Raw genomic sequence first — 17,409 nt, forward strand, 5'->3', positions numbered from 1 at the left:
CTAATCAAAAACGGACCTCTACAAGGTCCGTTTTTGCCGTTCAACTTGATGAATTTGATTAAAGATCACCCGCGGGACTTCTTCGAGCGAAGTGACCGTGTGCATTTCCGCATCCCCGTCATGCTGGAGCTCCACGATGTTGTACAGCCACTCATTGGGGATTTTGATATAGATCGCGTTGATTCCGGCGGAAAGGGCAGGCATGACATCGGTACGCAGGCTGTTGCCGATCATCCAGGTACGGGAACGGTCAAACTGTCTCGCGTGCAAAATATCTTCCAGTGCCTCGACATTTTTGTGCTGGCGAATATAAATTCGGTCCTGAAAATAATCGGCCAACCGCATCTGCTCGATCTTCCGCTCCTGAATCACGGTTTCGCCGCCGGTGTAGAGATGGAGTTCATGGCCTTGGCTGCGCAAGAGGTTTAGCGTTTCGACCATACCGGGATAGGGTTCGATCGGTTGCTCATATACGCTCAGCCCTAGCTTCATTAGCCGGTCTTCCTCTTTGGGGAGCACCTTGCGTCCCGTCAACTGACCGTAATGTCGGTACGTGTCAATCAGTGACTCGGGAAAATGCGAGCTGGCAAACCCAATCTGATGGACGCCGGCGACGTCGATTTCCGTTTGTTTCTCGCGAATTTCTGCTGTGGTTATGCCGTACATTTTGAACCAATCGGTAAGTAGGTCAGCAAATTGATCCAGAATCAAATCGAAATATTTATTGCAATGAACCAGCGTATCATCCAAATCAAAAATGACTTGTTGCAGCAGGGTCTTATTCATTGAATGGGTCACTCCTTTATCCAGGAAACGCTTGTCTCTACGTATAACTCTATCCTAACACAAGCACAAGCGTCCCGCCAAAGGCTCATAGGCTGACTAAGCTATAAACGGATGTAAGATTCCAGGAACATCTGCAGCTCCGCCGCGCCGTCCGGTCGGATGCTGAACTTCTCCGTGTCCTGAGCCAGCAGATGGATGCGCAGTAAGCCAGCGACTCGAAGCCGCATCAAGTCGTGCATCAACTGTTCCTTAGGCTCGCCTAGATCCGTCAGCATCTCCTGCATGGACTTCGGCTCGTCGGCGACGTAGCGGAGAAGGCGCAACCGCTGCGGTTCGGCAAGCGCTCGGGTCAGACGTTTGAGCACCATAGGCGGTTCATCCTCGTCAAGCTCCGGGATATCCAGAGGATACTGAATAAACAGCACATTTTCGTAGAAGACGTATGTATTAATCGGCCGAAAATGAATCGAAGGGGTCAACACAACCTGCGTGATCGGCTTAAGTGGTTCCAGTACCAAACCGCCGGAGGCGTATTCGATCAATGCATCGGTATCCATCTTCTGCAGCAACGTGTGCTTCTCAGCAGCATCTTCCTCCAGCAGCAGGAGAAATTGGTTTTCATTCAGGCCAAAATAAAGACGTTGCCAGCAATTCAATAATGGGATGTAGCTGGCGCGAATCCGTTCTATATCATCATTATTCACAGAGGGAATGTAGGATTTAGTGCGATGATAAAGGGTGTCGACGGGGGTTTCTGCCACTTCGTTCAGAAACTTGGATACCTCTCCATCCACGCTCCGTTCCAATGCCCAAACGTATAACACATCGTAGTCGGCGAACGGGAACTTAGAGGCTTCAGCGAATTTCAGTCGCTCTTCCGGCGTGAGACGGGCGTCGATTTCAGCGATCCATTCCGGACCTACATCCAGATTGTTCACCCATTTTTGCGTTGTATATATCATAAAGCTGCTGATCAGTTCGTAGACCAAGGAATGGTCCACTTTCACATCATAGGCCATGACAGAACAAACCTCCCAAAGATCATTGCATACAGATTCATTATGGCTTGTTAGGGAGGGGATTGTCCACTATAATGTTTAAGGATTATCGGGAAAAGATCACTTTGAGAAAAGTCGTCCGTATTTTGACGATTTTTCTTTGTTTTTATATAAAGGAGTGCTTCATTTGAATTTACAGTCATCAAGAACTCATCGGTTATTGCCGCCAACATTCATCCTGATCGCTGTCATCGTGATCGCAGGGCTCAGCCAAGGATTGCTGCTGCCGGTGTTGTCCATATTTATGGAAGAAAGGGGGATTTCCTCCTCTGTAAACGGGCTGCATGCGGCTGCCTTATATGTAGGATCCTTCGCCATGTCCCTGGTTGCCGAAAAGCTGCTGCGCCGCACCGGATTCAAGCCCCTGCTGTTGGGCGGCGTCGTTCTCGTCATGCTCGCCTTGCCCGTATTTCCGTTGGTCTCGGATTTGCGGCTGTGGTTCATCTTGCGTTTGCTGGTGGGGATCGGAGACAGCGCCATTCATTTTACGTCGCAATTATGGATCATTTTAGTGTCGCCACCGGAAAAAAGAGGGCGGAACATCTCGTTATACGGGATGTCCTACGGACTTGGCTTCAGCATCGGCCCGCTGGGCATTCGGCTCCTGGAATTCGGGCATGCCGTACCTTTCGTGATCTTGGCCGTGCTGTTTCTGGCCATCGTGCTCCTTGCGGCGGTTTATTTGCCAAACCGTGCGCCGGAACCGGTTCGCCAGGAGGAGCCTGGTGCTCCACGCAAAATTCCGCATATTTATCGGCTGGCTTGGTTTGCCTTGTTGCCTTCGCTACTTTACGGATATATGGAAGCTTCGATGAACAGCAACTTCCCGATTTACGGCTTACGGTCAGGACTTAGCGCCGCGGATATCGCTGCGCTGCTGCCGTTCTTTGGGATCGGCGGGCTGATTCTCCAGCTCCCGCTCGGTATGCTGAGCGACCGATACGGTCGCAAGAAAGTGCTGATGGCCGCAGGGTTGACCGGCGGGATGCTGTTCTTGGCCGTACCGCTGGCTGGCAACCATTTCATGGCGTTATTGCTCTTGTTTATGGGGGCGGGCGGCTTGGTCGGCTCGTTCTTCTCGCTAGGTCTGGCGTACGCCGCCGATTTGCTTCCGCGCCATTTGCTTCCGGTGGCCAATGTCATCGCATCCTTCCACTTCAACTTTGGGAGCATTGTTGGCCCGAATCTTGGCGGAGCCGCGATGCAACTGGGCGCTGCGCCACTCTTGTTCATCCTGTTGGGTTCGGCATATTTGTTGTTTTCCGCGTCCGGGGTAGCGTTTAAGCCGGAGCTTGGTAAAAAAAGCGCAAATATGAACAGGCTGTAATGGATTTTCGCCGGTTTTTCCAATACACTAAAAGGTAAAGGAAATTGCATGACTGACAAAGTGCGTCTTACGTAGAAGGAGAAATCGGATATGATCAGAGTCAACCACTTGCTGAAATCAGTGGATGGGAATAAAAAGAAGGTACTCCGCGACATCACCGTCCAGTTTGGTGCAGGGGAAATGATCGGGGTAGTCGGAGCGAGCGGCAGTGGAAAAAGCACGCTTCTTCGCTGCTTAGCGTTGCGCGAACGGTGGAACCGGGGAGATTATACGTGGAATGGGGATAAGGTGATCGAAGGCGGCGGAAGCGGATCGCAGAAATACCGTTCCCAATGTGCGTATCTCGAACAGAACCCGTCGATGTATCCCGAAAAAACCGCGCTGAAGAACGTCCTGATCGGACAAGCGGGGCAAACCCCGCTGCTGCGCCGCTTAACCGGAATGGTTCGGTCTGATGATTACATGGGAGCGATGGACGAGCTGGAGAAATACGGTCTGCTGGACAAAGCCCATGTCAAAGCCGGTAAGCTGAGCGGTGGTGAACGACAACGCGTGGCAATCTGCCGAGCGCTGGTTCACGGAGCGAGCTTTCTTGCTGCGGACGAGCCCGTGATCGGTCTTGATCCCAAGTCGGCGGAACGGGTGTTGGAGACGCTGAAAGACCTCTGCACGCAGCAGAACAAGATCGTGATTGCGGCGCTGCCGTTGGAATTGGCGGAGCGTTACTGTACGCGAATCTGGGGACTCCATCAGGGGGAACTTAAGCTTGACGTATCCGGTCGTCGCTTGACACCGGAAGATAAACGCCTAATTGATCTGGCATGAAACGAGTGATGAGGATGTTCACCAAAAGGAGGTTAACCGCTTGGGTGGGAGCTTGTTTGCTCTTGATCCTGAGCGGCTGCAGTTTTATAAGCGATCCCAAATCGTTAATGCAAACCCCGCAGCTCTCCACGGATCGCGCATCGCTGATCAGCGTCATCAAGGCGGAGTTGAAAGGCGGAGAAATCGTCTCGCCGCGAGATGTCCGCAACATCAGCTCCATCCGGACGCCCGATCTGAACAACGACGGGATTAAAGAAGCGGTGGTATTCTATGAAACGCCGGATGAAGCGGTGCGGATTCACGGGATGATCCTGGAGCATCAGGGGAACTCCTGGGTGCTGAAGGTACGATTCGACGGCGAGGGCCAGGTGCTCGAAACGTTTGATCTGCTTGACTTGAACGGCGACGGCAAACTGGAGATCATCGCGGGCTTCTCCAGTGGTTCCGAGGAACTTCAAAAAGGGTTAACCGTATATACTTACGATGGTATTGAAGTCGAGAAGGCGATCGCGTTGCCTTATCATTATTTTATGGTAGACGATTTGAATAAGGACGAGATCCCGGACATTACGGTCGTGAATTTGAAGCGGGAGCAATATGCGACGGTAACGACTTACCAATATGACGGTTCTTTTAAAGAATTGAGCCATCTGGAACTCGACGATCCCATCAGCGAGTACTATAATGCGGTCAGCGGGAATATCACGCGAAACCTCAAAGGGATAATTCTTGATGCTACCGTCGGAACCCACTCCGCTTTCTCAACGGTGATCGTCATGAAGGAAGGGCAGCTTATCAATTTGCTTCCTTCGCAAGATATGACGTTAAAGGGATACCCAATCCTCAGCGGGGATGTGAATAACGACGGCCTGCTGGAGATCGGCATGCTGGAGAAGCCGAAGGGCTGGGAATATATTTCATTCGATGAAATTCCATGGCTGTTTTCGTATTATCAATGGGAGGAGAAAGAGGGTCTCAAATTCGTGATGCAGCAGTACATGGATATGGCCGGACGTTTTTACTTCAACTTCCCGAAAGAATGGCAAGGGAATGTGACGATCGATACGAAATCGGACAAAAACGAGCACTTGATTTTTGTCAAAACCGACACGAACGAACCGGTCGCAGAGATCCGCTTCTTCACACTGTCGGAATGGGAACGGAACAAAACGGATTGGGATCTGCTCGCGCGGGACGCCGATAAGGTCATCGGGTTCCTCAGCCATACGGATTTGAAGGTTAATAAAGGCGAGACGGAGATCAAGCGTTAAGCCGTTTTTTAAGAGGGGGCAAGCAAATTGAGTAAAGTGCTGATTTTGGAGGACGAAGAGTCTATCCGCAGCTTTATCGTCATTAACTTGAAACGCAACGGCTTTGATGTCCTTGAGGCGGCGGACGGCAATGAAGCGTTAAGCAAGCTGCAGAGTGTCCCAGACATCGACATCGCGCTCCTCGATGTGATGGTGCCGGGGATCGACGGGTTTGAGGTGTGCCGCCGCATCCGCGAGACGAACGAACGGATCGGGATTATTTTTCTAACGGCCAAAGTCCAGGAGCAGGATAAGGTGTACGCCTTGTCCGTCGGCGCGGATGATCATGTCAGCAAGCCGTTTAGCCCAACCGAGTTGATCGCACGGATCCAGTCCTTGCTGCGCCGAGTGAACGTTTACCGTGAGAGCAGTGCGAAGGTCACGTTTACCTCCGGACCATTTACGCTGGATTTAATCTCTAAACAGTTCAAGAAGAACGGTCAGCTGATCGAGCTGACTCCAACCGAGTTTTCGTTGATCCAATTCTTCCTGGAGAAGGAGAATACGCCGCTCAGCCGCGATTTGCTCCTGGATCATGTGTGGGGCAAGGAGTATATGGGCGATCCGAAGATCGTGGACGTGAACATTCGCCGTTTGCGGCAAAAAATCGAAACCAATCCGTCCGAACCGGCTTTCCTGCAAACCGTGTGGGGGCACGGTTATAAGTGGAAAGGCGAGGGACAATGATCAAGAAAGGGATTGGGCGGCAAATCGTCTTACACTATTTCATCGTCGTATTCGTAACCTTGTTTATGGTGGAGGTCATTTTTACGCTGGCCATTCGCATGTACTATTACGATACGATCTATAACCATATGTCCAATCATTCGATGTGGGCTTCCGATTACTTTCAGAAGTTCGTCCGGCTGAATGCGGAAGGGGATCCGGACTATTTTACGGAGATGCTGCGTACCTTTGAGCTCGATAACACGGAACTGATGATTCTGGATCGCAGCGGCGAGGTCAAGGCGAGCACCAACGCATTCCAAGCGGACAAAGCGATACAAACCAGCGATGTTCCGCAAGCGTTAGCCGGCAGCGTCGGGAAGTGGATTGGGCGTCAGACAGCGACCGGGGAATTGGTTATGGCTGTTTCGAGACCGTTGCAAATTCAAGGGCAAACGCAATATATCGTCCGCTACGTCACTTCGATGGAGTCGGTGAATTCCAAGCTGTTGAATTTAACGTTTATGTCCATCGCCGTTTCGGCGGCCGTACTGGCTTTGGTTACGCTGTTTAGTATCGGCTTGGCCAATTCGATCGTCAGACCCATTAATAATATCCGTGCGGTATCGGCACAGATGGCCAGAGGTAAATTCGATGCGCGAATCAAGGGGAATTATCGATATGAATTGGGCGAGTTGGCTTCGACCCTAAATTATATGGCCGAAGAAATTGTTCGCAGCAATCAGATCAAGGACGATTTCATTTCCTCGATTTCGCATGAGTTACGCACGCCGCTGACGGGGATTAAAGGTTGGAGCGAAACGTTAACCTCCGGCGGCTTCGATCCAGAGGAAACGAAAATTGGGATGGGGATCATCGCCAAGGAAACGGACCGCCTAATCGGTCTCGTCGAAGAGATCCTTGATTTCTCGAAATTGCAATCCAATGAAATGAAGCTGGTGATCGGCGAGGTGAACCTCAAGGAACTGCTTCAGGAAACGATGTTGAATGTCTGGGCCAAGGCGGAGCAGAAGCAAATTCAATTGAAACTCGAGGACAAAACCGAGGGCAGCGCCATCGTCAGCGGGGACGGCAACCGCTTGAAGCAGGTGTTCCTGAATGTGGTGGACAATGCGATTAAATTCTCCCATGAGCAAAGCTGGATCCATCTCGTCATTAGCCGCGTGGAGAACGAACGTGTGCGGGTCGAAGTCATCGATACCGGGATAGGCATCAGCGAGGAGTATCTGAACAAGGTAAAAGATCGATTCTTCCAGGTGAATCACCAGGGAGGCGGTACCGGGCTGGGACTGGCGATCAGTCAGCAGTTGGTTGAACTGCATCATGGGGCAATGGAGATTCATAGCGAATTAGGCGTCGGGACAACCGTGTCGGTCACGTTGCCGCTGCTCAGTGACAATCAAACCAAAGGCACTCCGGTCGGGACGCAGACCCAGTGATAAGCCAATTGATCGTTTGGTAGAGGAGGAACCTACATTGAATAAATTGATCGATACACTGGAAACGGCTCAGGGTATATTCAACGTTTCTTTAGCTGGAGAAGATGATTTGGAAGAGGTTCGGCGGATTTTGGTTGAGGCCGCTAGCTGGATGCAAGAGAACGGGGTTAAGCAATGGAATCCGCAGCAATTCACGCCGGAGTTGATTCGGTCGTATTACGAAATGCGGGAGATTTACCTGCTGCATGCCGAAGGAGAAGTGGCGGCGATGTTTACCTTGCAGGACTCCGACCCGGACTACTGGGGGGAACGAAATGTCCCCGGATACAGCTATTTGCACCGACTGACGATCCGTTTGCCTTACCGCGGGCGCGGGCTAGGCAGCGACCTATTGCGATATGCAGCCAAGCGGTCCAAATCACTGCAGCGCACCGGCTTACGGCTGGATTGTTGGAACCAGAACCTGAAGCTAAACCGGTTGTACCAAAGCCTGGGGTTTCAACCCCAAGGAACGGGCAGCTTAAACGGGCGCGAGTTTAATTTATATCAATTGGATTCCGATTTATTTTTACAAAGCTAACGACAAGATGTCGGTACTAAGGTATGCCAAAAGAGGCCGCCCTCGAAAGATCTTCTCTAGATTCTTTCGAAGCGGCCCCTTTGTCATGTCAGGAGAGCAAACCCTCGGCCCGTAGCCGAGGAGCGTTGTCGTAGACCTCCTGAAGCAAACGGGACGGTTGAGGCCGATTCATCGGCTTCGCATACACAGTCTCGTATGGCGCGATAACGTTGATTTCTGCGGGTTCTGCTTTGATTATTGCCCCATCCTTGACGACGGCTCCTTCGCCGATGATGGCTCGCTCGATCTGGACGTTGCGGCCAATTTTAGCACCAGGCATGATGATGCTGTCTTTAATGCGAGAATACCGACCGATTTCCGTTCCGCCGAAGATCACTGAACGTTCTGCGAATCCTTCGAGTGAACAATGATCATGGACGAGAGAGTGGGGCGCTAGGGTGTTGCGTTTTTTGCCAAACCCCTGAAGGCCCGGCCGCTCTCGCGTAAACATTGGCCAATCCTCCCGATGAAGCTTCCATTCGGATGATTCGGCGAGCAAATCCATATGCGCTTCCCACAGACTTTGAACGGTTCCCACATCTCGCCAATATCCCTGAAACTCATAAGCGTGCAGCGGTTCGCTTCCCGCCAGCATTTTCGGAATCAAATCCTTGCCGAAGTCATGGCTGGAGTGGGGATTGGCCGCATCTTCCTCCAACTGTCGCTTCAGGAAATCCCACTCGAATAAATAGATCCCCATGGAAGCAAGATTGCTGGTTGGTTGCGGAGGTTTCTCCGCGAATTCGGTGATGCGGTTCCGTTCATCCCTGGACATAACCCCAAAGCGATGGGCTTCTTCCCAGGGCACTGGCATCACAGAAATCGTTGCTTTGGCTTGGTGATTCAGGTGAAACTCCAGCATGCGACGGTAGTCCATATGATAAATATGGTCTCCCGAAAGGATAAGGACGTATTTGGGCGAATGGCCGTCGACGAATGCCATGTTCTTGTAAATGGCGTCCGCCGTTCCCGCATATTCCTCCACACCTTCCCGAAACGCGGGCAGTAAAGTGATCCCGCCGTCCTCCGAGTGCGTTAGCTTCCAGGGTTCGCCTTCGCCGATATGCTCGTGAAGCGAAGCTGCTTCGTATTGCGTGAGCACGCCAATCGTGTCGATCCCTGAATTCACGCAGTTGCTGAGAGGAAAATCGATGATCCGGTATTGTCCGCCAAAGTGCACGGCCGGTTTCGCCTGCTTGGTGGTCAGCGGAGACAAGCGCCGTCCTTCCCCGCCTGCAAGAAGCATGGCAATACAGTCCTTTTTCCTCATTTCATTTCCCTCCCGTATGTTTTTGACTGTGTAGCACATACATTAAAGGATATAATGTAGTTGGAATAAATTATGGAAAACGAACGAAAATATTACATCATTTCATTGTAAATACTGAAATTTTTTTTGAATTTCTAATGTTTCTTGAATTCTTTTCATATCATGTAAAGGCGGTGACATATTTGTTCGATTCCGGGTCCGAATCTTCATGGGCTTCTGCTGTATCCCCAATGGATATTTATTTGTTCTGCGAAGGGACGCTTTATCAAAGCTACCGCACGTTTGGCGCTCATCCCGCAGTCGAAGGGGAGAGACGCGGTGTCCGCTTTACCGTTTGGGCCCCGAATGCATGCCAAGTCGCCGTTGTCGCCGACTGGAACGGTTGGAAGGGGACGCGTGATGTACTATATAAGATACCCGATTCGGGAATTTGGACTCGTTTTTTTCCGAATGTTCAGGTTGGAAGTTTTTACAAGTTCGCAATTACCGGACCGAATGGGGAGACCTGTTACAAAGCGGACCCCTATGCCTTCTACGCCGAAGTGAGGCCGAATACGGCTTCAATCGTCACCTCGCTCGATCATTACGAATGGGGTGACGGTAATTGGATTCAAAGCCGGAGCGCACCTTACGGACAACCCCTAAACATTTATGAGTTGCATTTTGGCACTTGGAAACAACGGTCCGACGGAACGTATTACTCCTATCGAGAAATGGCCGATTTGATAATTCCTTATGTGAAAAATATGGGATACACTCATATCGAAATCATGCCGCTTTGCGAGCACCCGTATGATTTATCCTGGGGATATCAGGCTACCGGGTATTTTGCACCGACCAGTCGATACGGCGAGCCGCAGGATTTGATGCATTTCGTGGATCATTGTCATCAGTCCGGGATCGGCGTGCTGCTCGATTGGGTGCCGGGTCATTTTACGAAGGACGATCATGGCTTGCGTCTTTTTGATGGAACGCCGCTGTATGAGTATACGGACCCGGCAAAGGCGGAGAAACCTGGATGGGGAACGCTCAGTTTTGACTTTAGTAAACCGGAAGTTCGTTCTTTTTTAATCTCGAGTGCGATATATTGGCTTGAAATGTTTCATTTTGACGGGCTCAGAGTGGATGCCGTCACCAGTATGATCCGGCTCGATTTCGAGAAACCTTCCTGGGCGGCAGCGCGTAATGAACACGGCGGCAGCGAGAATCTGGAGGCGATCGATTTCCTGCGGCAATTAAATACCGCGGTATTTCGCTATTTCCCGCATGCCTTGATGATGGCCGAAGAGTCCAGCGCTTGGCCGATGGTTACGGCACCCGTGCACCACGGCGGTCTCGGATTTAATTACAAATGGAATATGGGCTGGATGAACGACACGCTGGATTATTTCGAAACCCCATTTGAAGAGAGGCCTAATCGCCATCATCTGCTTACGTTTCCAATCTGGTATACCTATTCGGAGAACTTCACGCTGCCGTTATCCCATGACGAGGTCGTGCATGGCAAAAAATCGCTGCTGGATAAAATGCCAGGTACTTATGAACAAAAATTTGCCGGACTTCGCCTGTTGCTTGGGTATCAGCTGACCACTCCGGGGAAAAAACTGATATTTATGGGCGGTGAATTTGGTCAATTTATCGAATGGCGGGATCAGGGTGAACTGGATTGGTTTCTGCTTGAATATGAGGCTCACCGGAACGTTCAAAGCTATTGCCAGGCGTTAAACCGTTTCTATCGGCAGGAACGGGCGCTTTGGGAGCTGGATCATGAGCCCGAGGGGTATCAGTGGATCATCCCGGACGACGACAAGCAAAGCGTAATAGCTTATGTGCGAAAAGGAATAGAACCGCAAGATTGGCTGCTTGTGATGCTGAATTATCAGCCCGTGGAAAGAACCGGTTACCGTGTTGGCGTTCCGCTGCCAGGACGATACGAACTTGCTTTCAATAGCGATGATGCTATTTTCGGCGGATCAGGCGACCTGCAGCCAGAGCCAGCGCTCAGTGAAGGAACGCCTTGGAACGGGCAATCCCAAAGCATAATCGTTACGCTTCCTCCGCTGAGCCTGACGGTATGGAAGCGCCAAGTGCCAAGAAGGAGGGCGAAAGGATGAAGATCTTATTTGCCGCGGCAGAAGTCGCACCATTCATCAAAACCGGAGGTTTGGCCGACGTGATCGGCGCTTTGCCGAAGGCGTTGATTGAGGCTGGTCATGACGTGAGGATTGTTATGCCAAGATACCGCGAGCTGCCGCAAGTATATCGTGAACGTTTGGAGCATCTAGGTACCGGTGAAGTTCCGGTCGGTTGGCGGAACAAGTATGGCGGCGTTTCTCGACTGATCTGGGAAGGGATCCCCGTGTACATGATCGATAATGAGGATTATTATGGCAGGGAAGGGGTTTATGGGCATTGGGATGATGGCGAACGGTTTGCGTTCTTGGATCGGGCCGTGCTCGAGCTGCTTCCGCTGATCGGGTTCGTTCCGGATGTGATCCATTGCCATGACTGGCATACGGCGATGATTCCGCTGCTTCTGAGGGAGCATTACCACAATCGGCCGGAATACCGGAACATTCGAACTGTCTATACGGTACATAATTTGCTGTACCAGGGGATTTTTCCGGAAGGGGTGCTGGGGGATTTGCTAGGGCTCCCTTGGGATTATTTCACGCCAGACGGGGTGGAGTACTACGGCAACGTCAGCTTCATGAAAGCCGGTCTCGTCTATGCCGACCATGTGACAACGGTGAGTCCGACATATGCGGAGGAGATCAAGACCGAGCATTACGGCTACGGGTTGGACGGCTTGCTTCGCTCGCTGGGCGGACGGTTATCGGGAATCGTGAACGGGATCGATGCTCGGGCCTACGACCCGGAGACGGATCTGGAGCTATTTGCTCGCTACGGCCGCAGTCTGGAGCAGAAGAGAGCCAATAAACCGGTGCTCCAGCGGGAACTCGGGTTGCCGGAAGCACCGGAAACACCGCTTGTTTCGATGGTCACCCGTCTGGTCGAACCCAAAGGACTGGATTTAGTCACTCGGGTGCTGGATGAATGGCTAAGCGAAAATGAAGTTCAATTCGTGCTGCTGGGCACAGGGGATCGCGCTTATGAAGACTGGTTCCGGGAAGCGGCAACCCGTCACCCGGGAAAGCTGGCGGTCCAAATTAAATTTAGCGACGCGTTGTCCCGACGCATCTACGCCGGCAGCGATTTGTTCCTTATGCCTTCGCGGTTCGAGCCTTGCGGGATCAGTCAATTGCTGGCGCTCCGATACGGAACGATCCCCGTCGTGCGGGAAACCGGAGGTTTGAACGATACGGTGCAGTCCTATAACGAGTTTACGGGAGAAGGCAACGGCTTCTCATTCCGCAATTACAACGCACATGACATGCTGCATACGCTGCGCAGGGCGTTGTCCTTTTATCATAAGCCCGAGCATTGGAGCCAGATCACAGCGAATGCCTTTGCCGGCGATTACGGATGGGATGCCTCGGCTCGGCAATATATCCAAATTTACGAAAGCCTAAAGAAATAGCGGACGTTTGCGTCCGCTTTTCCTTTTGTTAATTTTGAATGTGTCGGTACAGGATTCGAAAACCGTAGGCTTCGAGTGAGATGTTCATGATCCCATTCGCCGGCGCCACCGCTTCTTCGGTCAGGGCATCCCGCCAATCGCTCGTCTGCATGGGATGCGTTAAGGTAACCGCCTTCGGCGTATTGTTCATCCAAACCGTAAAATGCATGTGCTCGTCCATACGTTCGTAAATGATACTGGGATCCCCCGGATCGGCATGCAAAAACCGAAAACGGCCGTGACGGAGAGCGGTATGCCGCTTGCGCAGCTCGATCATCAGCTTGTAGAAATCATAGAGCTCACGATCCTGCTTGCTGCGGTCCCATTCCATACATTTACGGCAGTCCGGATCTCCATCGCCGGTGAGTCCAATTTCATCGCCGTAAAACACACAAGGCGTCCCAATATAGGTAAAGAGAAACACGACGCATAACTTGAGCTTTCGCTTGTCGCCACCGACACGGGTTAGCAGGCGCGGAGTGTCGTGGCTCCCCAGCATATTAAAGACGACTTCATTCGTTTGATGCGGATATCGCATGATCAGCGAACCCATCTCATCGGAGAAGGCGGCTCCGTCGACCCCTCCAGTAAAAAATTCTAGCACTTTATCGGCAAACGGGTAATTCATCACGGAATCGAATTGATCTCCCAGCAGCCAATTCAACGAATCGCTCCACACTTCTCCGATCAGATAAGCCTCCGGATTCGCTTGTTTCACGATTTGCCGAAATTCGCGCCAAAACGGATGATCGATTTCATTCGCTACATCCAGCCGCCAACCATCTAATTTGATTTCCTTAATCCAATATTCGGCGACGCCTAGCAAATAATTTTTCAAATCAGGGTTGGCCGTATTAAATTTTGGCATATTGGGAAAAAAACCAAACGTATCATAAGTAGGTACCCCGTTTTCTACTTTTACCGGGAAGCGGTTTACGTGAAACCAGCCGGAATAGGGCGAAGCTTCGCCGTTTTTGAGCACATCTTGAAACGGAGGGAAATGCTCGCCGCAATGATTAAATACCGCGTCCAGCACAACCCGAATTCCTCTTTCGTGACAACGCTCCACCAGGGTTTTCAGCAAAGCATTGTCGCCGAAGTGAGGATCAATCTGCTTGTAATCCACAATATCGTATTTATGATTGGAGGGCGCCGTAAACAGAGGGGTCAGGTAAAGCGCCGTGACACCTAAATCCGTTAAATCGTCCAAATGGTCGATGATCCCTTGCAAGTCGCCGCCAAAGTAATTATCACGGGTTGGCTTGCCTCCCCAAGCCTCCACCGGTTTCGGATCATTGGACGGATCTCCATTGGCGAACCGCTCCGGCATGATCTGATAAAAAACGGCCTGCTTCGCCCATTCCGGTACCCTGACCACTTCAATTTCGTGGATATACGGGAACTCGAAGCATTCGCCGGGCGGATGGGGGGCCTCCGATTGAATTCCTGCGTCCAGCAGGTATACCGTTTCCGTCCCGGCGGTGAGCTTAAAGGCATAGGAAAGGCGTTTATATTTGGGACGCACAGCAACCTCCCAATAGTCGAACATGCGGTCATGAGCCGCTTTTTCCATCGGCAGTTCCTGGTAAGTTCCCGCCCAGTCGTATTTGTCCCCGGTCATCGCGTAAACCTGTTCAACATCATCCCGTTTGGTCCGGATGCGGAGGTGGATCGTCATGGGGTCGTAAGCATAAGCCCATTTATCCCGGGGAACGTGGTAGAGCGCTTCAAGCAGCACGGTTTGGCGCCTCCTCTCGTGAATACTCGTGATCGATCGTTATAGAGTTCATTATTCCCAAACGGGATGCGGAGCATGAACCCGAAGCGAAACATAAATATTCAACAAATTGACCAAAGTATGATAAATGGGAATCTCTAGGGACGACTTAAGTCGGAACTGTGAAAATATGATGAATGCTATGAAAATTGTTTTGCATATATATGCATTCTGATTTATAATTAGCCCAGTAATCATCTTAGAACGAAAATATCGAAGCAGAACAGGAGAGAGATCCATGAAAAAATGGGGCATGTTATTCATAGCAGTCATGATGGTAACTTTGGTGCTGGCCGCTTGCGGTCAGGAAAAAAATAACAGCGGGAACACGGCGAACAACGCCGGTCAAGCCGCGAACCAAAACGAAACCCAAGCGGGCGGAGAACAAACCGAACCGGCTAAGAAGCTGGTCGTCGGCATGAGCGCTGACTTCCCGCCGTACGAGTTCCACATTAAGAATGACAAAGGCGAAGACGAAATCGTTGGTTTTGACGTCGAGATCGCCAAAGAAATCGCTAAGGATATGGGCGCTGAGCTGGAGATCAAAGACTTGAAATTCGACACCCTGCTGAATGAGCTGTCGAGTGGACGCGTTGATCTCGTCATCTCGGGGTTGAGCCCGACTCCAGAACGTGCCGAACAAATCGATATGTCGAAAATTTACTACAAAGCCGAGCAGGCTGTTGTGACCCGTGAAGCGGACAAAGATAAATTCAACACGATGGAATCGCTGGAAGGCGCTAAAATCGGCGTTCAGCAAGGTTCCATTCAAGAAGATATGGCTAAAGAAATCCCGAACGCTCAATTGACTTCGCTGGGTAAAATCAACGATATCATTATGCAGCTAAACACAAACCGTGTTGATGCAGCCATTCTGGAAGGACCGGTTGCTGAATCGTTCGTGAAGAACGTGAAAGGCCTGGTGATCACGGATGCTAAACCGGTGACTGAAGATGATGGTTACGTGATCGGCATCAAGAAAGGCAACCAGGAGCTGTTGGATCAAGTGAATACAACGCTCGATCGCTTGATTAGCGCTGGCAGCATCGATCAATTCGTTGCCGAAGCGAGCGCGCTGGCCGAGAAATAATCACGGTATCCATCTGCAGAAAATAGCGAAGCCATTTCGCTATTTTCTGTTTTTTTGCGTAAGGGTTTGAGGTAAAGGAGGAGGAAGAAAGGCGTTATGGACTTAATATCGATGTTTATGGAATACCGCAGTTACTTCTTGGCCGGCGTGCAGTATACGCTGCTCTTGGCAGCAATAAGCGTGTTTTGCGGCTTTATTCTTGGATTATTAATCGCATTAATTCGCATGTCTCCTTGGGGGATTGTTCGATTTCTTGGCCATGCCTGGGTCGAATTTCTGCGCGGCACGCCGATGATGGTTCAGCTCTTGATTATTCACTACGGATTTGCGTTTGTGTTTGACGTGAACTTCACGCCGATACAATCCGGGGCGATTACGTTGTCGATTAACAGTTCCGCCTATCTGGCGGAGATTTTCCGTGCCGGCATTCAAGGCGTCGACCGCGGACAAGGGGAAGCGGCACGTTCTCTGGGGATGACGAAAGGGATGGCCATGCGCCATATCATTATTCCGCAAGCGATCAAATCGGTGCTTCCCGCGATCGGCAATGAATTTATCACCATCATTAAAGAATCGTCGATCGTTTCAATTATCGGTACGGCCGAGCTCATTTATCAAGCGCAATCGGTCGTCACGATCACGTACGACGGGATGACGCCTTATCTGATCATCGCCATCATGTACTTTATTCTGACATTCACGCTGTCCCGTATTTTGAGCGTGTTCGAAAGGAAGTTGAAGACCAGTGATCACCGTTAAAGGCTTGCATAAAAAATTCGGTCAACTGCATATTTTGCGCGGAATCGACCTAGAAATCTCCAAAGGGGAAGTCGTCGTCGTGATCGGTCCCAGCGGATCGGGAAAAAGTACCTTCCTCCGTTGTCTGAATCTGCTCGAGGTTCCGACCGAAGGCGAGATTACGTTTGAAGGCGCGTCGATCACCGGCAAGAGACACGACATTAATAAAACCCGCGAGAAAATGGGGATGGTGTTCCAGCATTTTAACCTATTTCCGCACAAAACCGTGATCAACAACATTACGTTAGCTCCGATTCGCGTGAGAAAACTCGACAAGAGCAAGGCGGAAGCGATCGCGATGGATCTGCTTCACACCGTGGGCTTGGAAGATAAGCGGGACGTATATCCAGCCCAGTTGTCCGGGGGCCAGAAGCAACGGATTGCGATTGCTCGCGCGCTGGCCATGGAACCGCATGTCATGCTATTTGACGAGCCGACATCGGCGTTGGACCCGGAAATGGTCGGGGAGGTGCTCGATGTCATGAAGAACCTGGCGGAACGGGGCATGACGATGGTTATCGTTACGCACGAGATGGGGTTTGCCCGTGAAGTTGGCGACCGCATCCTGTTTATGGATCAAGGCGTGATCCTCGAGCAGGGAACGCCGCAAGAGGTCTTTGGATCGCCGCAGAATCAGCGGACCAAAGATTTCCTGAGCAAGGTGCTCTAAGAGGTTGTTGAAAATATGACGCAATAGACCGTCCGAAAAGATAGATTGAACTGCACCCCGTCAAGTAGACAGTATAAAAAATAAAAGCTCAATTAGGCGGCCTTGGTCCTATACTCCATCGGACTGAGGCCGTTTAATTTTCTCTGTAATCGTTCGTAATTGTAAAAGTGGAT

16 protein-coding genes are annotated in these 17,409 nt (G+C 51.1%); 11 read left to right on the top strand and 5 right to left on the bottom strand.

Features of this window, described 5'->3' with window-relative positions; all coding sequences use genetic code 11:
• Positions 1-18: 18 nt before the first annotated feature.
• Both KJS42_RS12320 and KJS42_RS12325 read right to left on the bottom strand, forming a co-directional pair.
• Entirely contained in the window at positions 19-786 is a 768-nt protein-coding gene (locus KJS42_RS12320) for an HAD family hydrolase (protein ID WP_213623002.1), read from the bottom strand.
• Positions 787-887: 101 nt separating this feature from the next.
• Positions 888-1,805, bottom strand: coding sequence for an ArsR family transcriptional regulator (locus KJS42_RS12325; RefSeq protein ID WP_213623003.1), 918 nt, complete (start codon positions 1,803-1,805; stop codon positions 888-890).
• 166 nt (positions 1,806-1,971) lie between these two features.
• On the opposite strand from KJS42_RS12325, the gene KJS42_RS12330 reads away from it, so the two are divergent.
• From KJS42_RS12330 to KJS42_RS12355, 6 genes are all read left to right on the top strand, one after another.
• Entirely contained in the window at positions 1,972-3,171 is a 1,200-nt protein-coding gene (locus KJS42_RS12330; protein ID WP_244868458.1) for an MFS transporter, read from the top strand.
• A gap of 90 nt (positions 3,172-3,261) precedes the next feature.
• The gene (locus KJS42_RS12335; RefSeq protein WP_155605908.1) at positions 3,262-3,996 is read left to right on the top strand and encodes a phosphonate ABC transporter ATP-binding protein; all 735 of its coding nucleotides are present in this window, start codon (positions 3,262-3,264) and stop codon (positions 3,994-3,996) included.
• Positions 3,997-4,040: 44 nt separating this feature from the next.
• Positions 4,041-5,267, top strand: coding sequence for a hypothetical protein (locus KJS42_RS12340; protein ID WP_244868459.1), 1,227 nt, complete (start codon positions 4,041-4,043; stop codon positions 5,265-5,267).
• A 27-nt stretch (positions 5,268-5,294) separates the two neighbouring features.
• The gene (locus KJS42_RS12345) at positions 5,295-5,993 is read left to right on the top strand and encodes a response regulator transcription factor (RefSeq protein WP_059042890.1); all 699 of its coding nucleotides are present in this window, start codon (positions 5,295-5,297) and stop codon (positions 5,991-5,993) included.
• Entirely contained in the window at positions 5,990-7,432 is a 1,443-nt protein-coding gene (locus KJS42_RS12350) for a sensor histidine kinase (RefSeq protein WP_155605910.1), read from the top strand. The genes KJS42_RS12345 and KJS42_RS12350 overlap by 4 nt, the downstream gene beginning before the upstream one ends.
• 37 nt (positions 7,433-7,469) lie before the next feature.
• On the top strand, positions 7,470-8,012 hold the full coding sequence (locus KJS42_RS12355; RefSeq protein WP_213623005.1) for a GNAT family N-acetyltransferase: 543 nt from the start codon (positions 7,470-7,472) through the stop codon (positions 8,010-8,012).
• A gap of 88 nt (positions 8,013-8,100) precedes the next feature.
• Here the strand turns inward: KJS42_RS12355 and KJS42_RS12360 are convergent, their stop codons facing one another.
• Complete coding sequence (locus KJS42_RS12360; RefSeq protein ID WP_155605912.1) at positions 8,101-9,321, bottom strand: glucose-1-phosphate adenylyltransferase; 1,221 nt, start codon at positions 9,319-9,321, stop codon at positions 8,101-8,103.
• Positions 9,322-9,551: 230 nt separating this feature from the next.
• Here KJS42_RS12360 and glgB point away from each other — a divergent pair, with 230 nt between their 5' ends.
• Both glgB and glgA read left to right on the top strand, forming a co-directional pair.
• Positions 9,552-11,435, top strand: a complete 1,884-nt coding sequence (gene glgB, locus KJS42_RS12365) for a 1,4-alpha-glucan branching protein GlgB (RefSeq protein ID WP_244868467.1) — start codon at positions 9,552-9,554, stop codon at positions 11,433-11,435.
• The gene (gene glgA, locus KJS42_RS12370; protein WP_213623007.1) at positions 11,432-12,862 is read left to right on the top strand and encodes a glycogen synthase GlgA; all 1,431 of its coding nucleotides are present in this window, start codon (positions 11,432-11,434) and stop codon (positions 12,860-12,862) included. Before glgB ends, glgA begins: the two co-directional genes overlap by 4 nt.
• 28 nt (positions 12,863-12,890) lie before the next feature.
• Here glgA and KJS42_RS12375 read toward each other — a convergent pair whose 3' ends face one another.
• A complete protein-coding gene (locus KJS42_RS12375; RefSeq protein WP_213623008.1) occupies positions 12,891-14,639 on the bottom strand; it encodes an alpha-glycosidase in 1,749 nt (582 codons plus the stop codon).
• 277 nt (positions 14,640-14,916) lie between these two features.
• On the opposite strand from KJS42_RS12375, the gene KJS42_RS12380 reads away from it, so the two are divergent.
• The 3 genes from KJS42_RS12380 (at position 14,917) to KJS42_RS12390 (ending at position 17,236) form a co-directional block, all read left to right on the top strand.
• Positions 14,917-15,768 (top strand): transporter substrate-binding domain-containing protein, encoded by an 852-nt coding sequence (locus KJS42_RS12380; RefSeq protein ID WP_155605915.1) that lies wholly within the window; start codon positions 14,917-14,919, stop codon positions 15,766-15,768.
• Between the two features lie 96 nt (positions 15,769-15,864).
• Entirely contained in the window at positions 15,865-16,527 is a 663-nt protein-coding gene (locus KJS42_RS12385; protein ID WP_155605916.1) for an amino acid ABC transporter permease, read from the top strand.
• Positions 16,514-17,236 (top strand): amino acid ABC transporter ATP-binding protein, encoded by a 723-nt coding sequence (locus KJS42_RS12390; protein WP_213623009.1) that lies wholly within the window; start codon positions 16,514-16,516, stop codon positions 17,234-17,236. The genes KJS42_RS12385 and KJS42_RS12390 overlap by 14 nt, the downstream gene beginning before the upstream one ends.
• A gap of 92 nt (positions 17,237-17,328) precedes the next feature.
• Here the strand turns inward: KJS42_RS12390 and KJS42_RS23355 are convergent, their stop codons facing one another.
• On the bottom strand, positions 17,329-17,409 hold the full coding sequence (locus tag KJS42_RS23355) for an IS3 family transposase (protein ID WP_368858221.1): 81 nt from the start codon (positions 17,407-17,409) through the stop codon (positions 17,329-17,331).

The sequence above is a fragment of the Paenibacillus sp. J53TS2 genome (assembly GCF_018403305.1).
Lineage (GTDB): Bacteria > Bacillota > Bacilli > Paenibacillales > Paenibacillaceae > Fontibacillus > Fontibacillus rhizolycopersici.

Coding starts and splice junctions, on each gene's coding strand:
- KJS42_RS12360 (WP_155605912.1), bottom strand. CDS start 9,321: ATGAGGAAAAAGGACTGTATTGCCATGCTTCTTGCAGGCGGGGAAGGA.
- KJS42_RS12320 (WP_213623002.1), bottom strand. CDS start 786: ATGAATAAGACCCTGCTGCAACAAGTCATTTTTGATTTGGATGATACG.
- KJS42_RS12325 (WP_213623003.1), bottom strand. CDS start 1,805: ATGGCCTATGATGTGAAAGTGGACCATTCCTTGGTCTACGAACTGATC.
- glgA (WP_213623007.1), top strand. CDS start 11,432: ATGAAGATCTTATTTGCCGCGGCAGAAGTCGCACCATTCATCAAAACC.
- KJS42_RS12350 (WP_155605910.1), top strand. CDS start 5,990: ATGATCAAGAAAGGGATTGGGCGGCAAATCGTCTTACACTATTTCATC.
- glgB (WP_244868467.1), top strand. CDS start 9,552: ATGGATATTTATTTGTTCTGCGAAGGGACGCTTTATCAAAGCTACCGC.
- KJS42_RS12335 (WP_155605908.1), top strand. CDS start 3,262: ATGATCAGAGTCAACCACTTGCTGAAATCAGTGGATGGGAATAAAAAG.
- KJS42_RS12380 (WP_155605915.1), top strand. CDS start 14,917: ATGAAAAAATGGGGCATGTTATTCATAGCAGTCATGATGGTAACTTTG.
- KJS42_RS12385 (WP_155605916.1), top strand. CDS start 15,865: ATGGACTTAATATCGATGTTTATGGAATACCGCAGTTACTTCTTGGCC.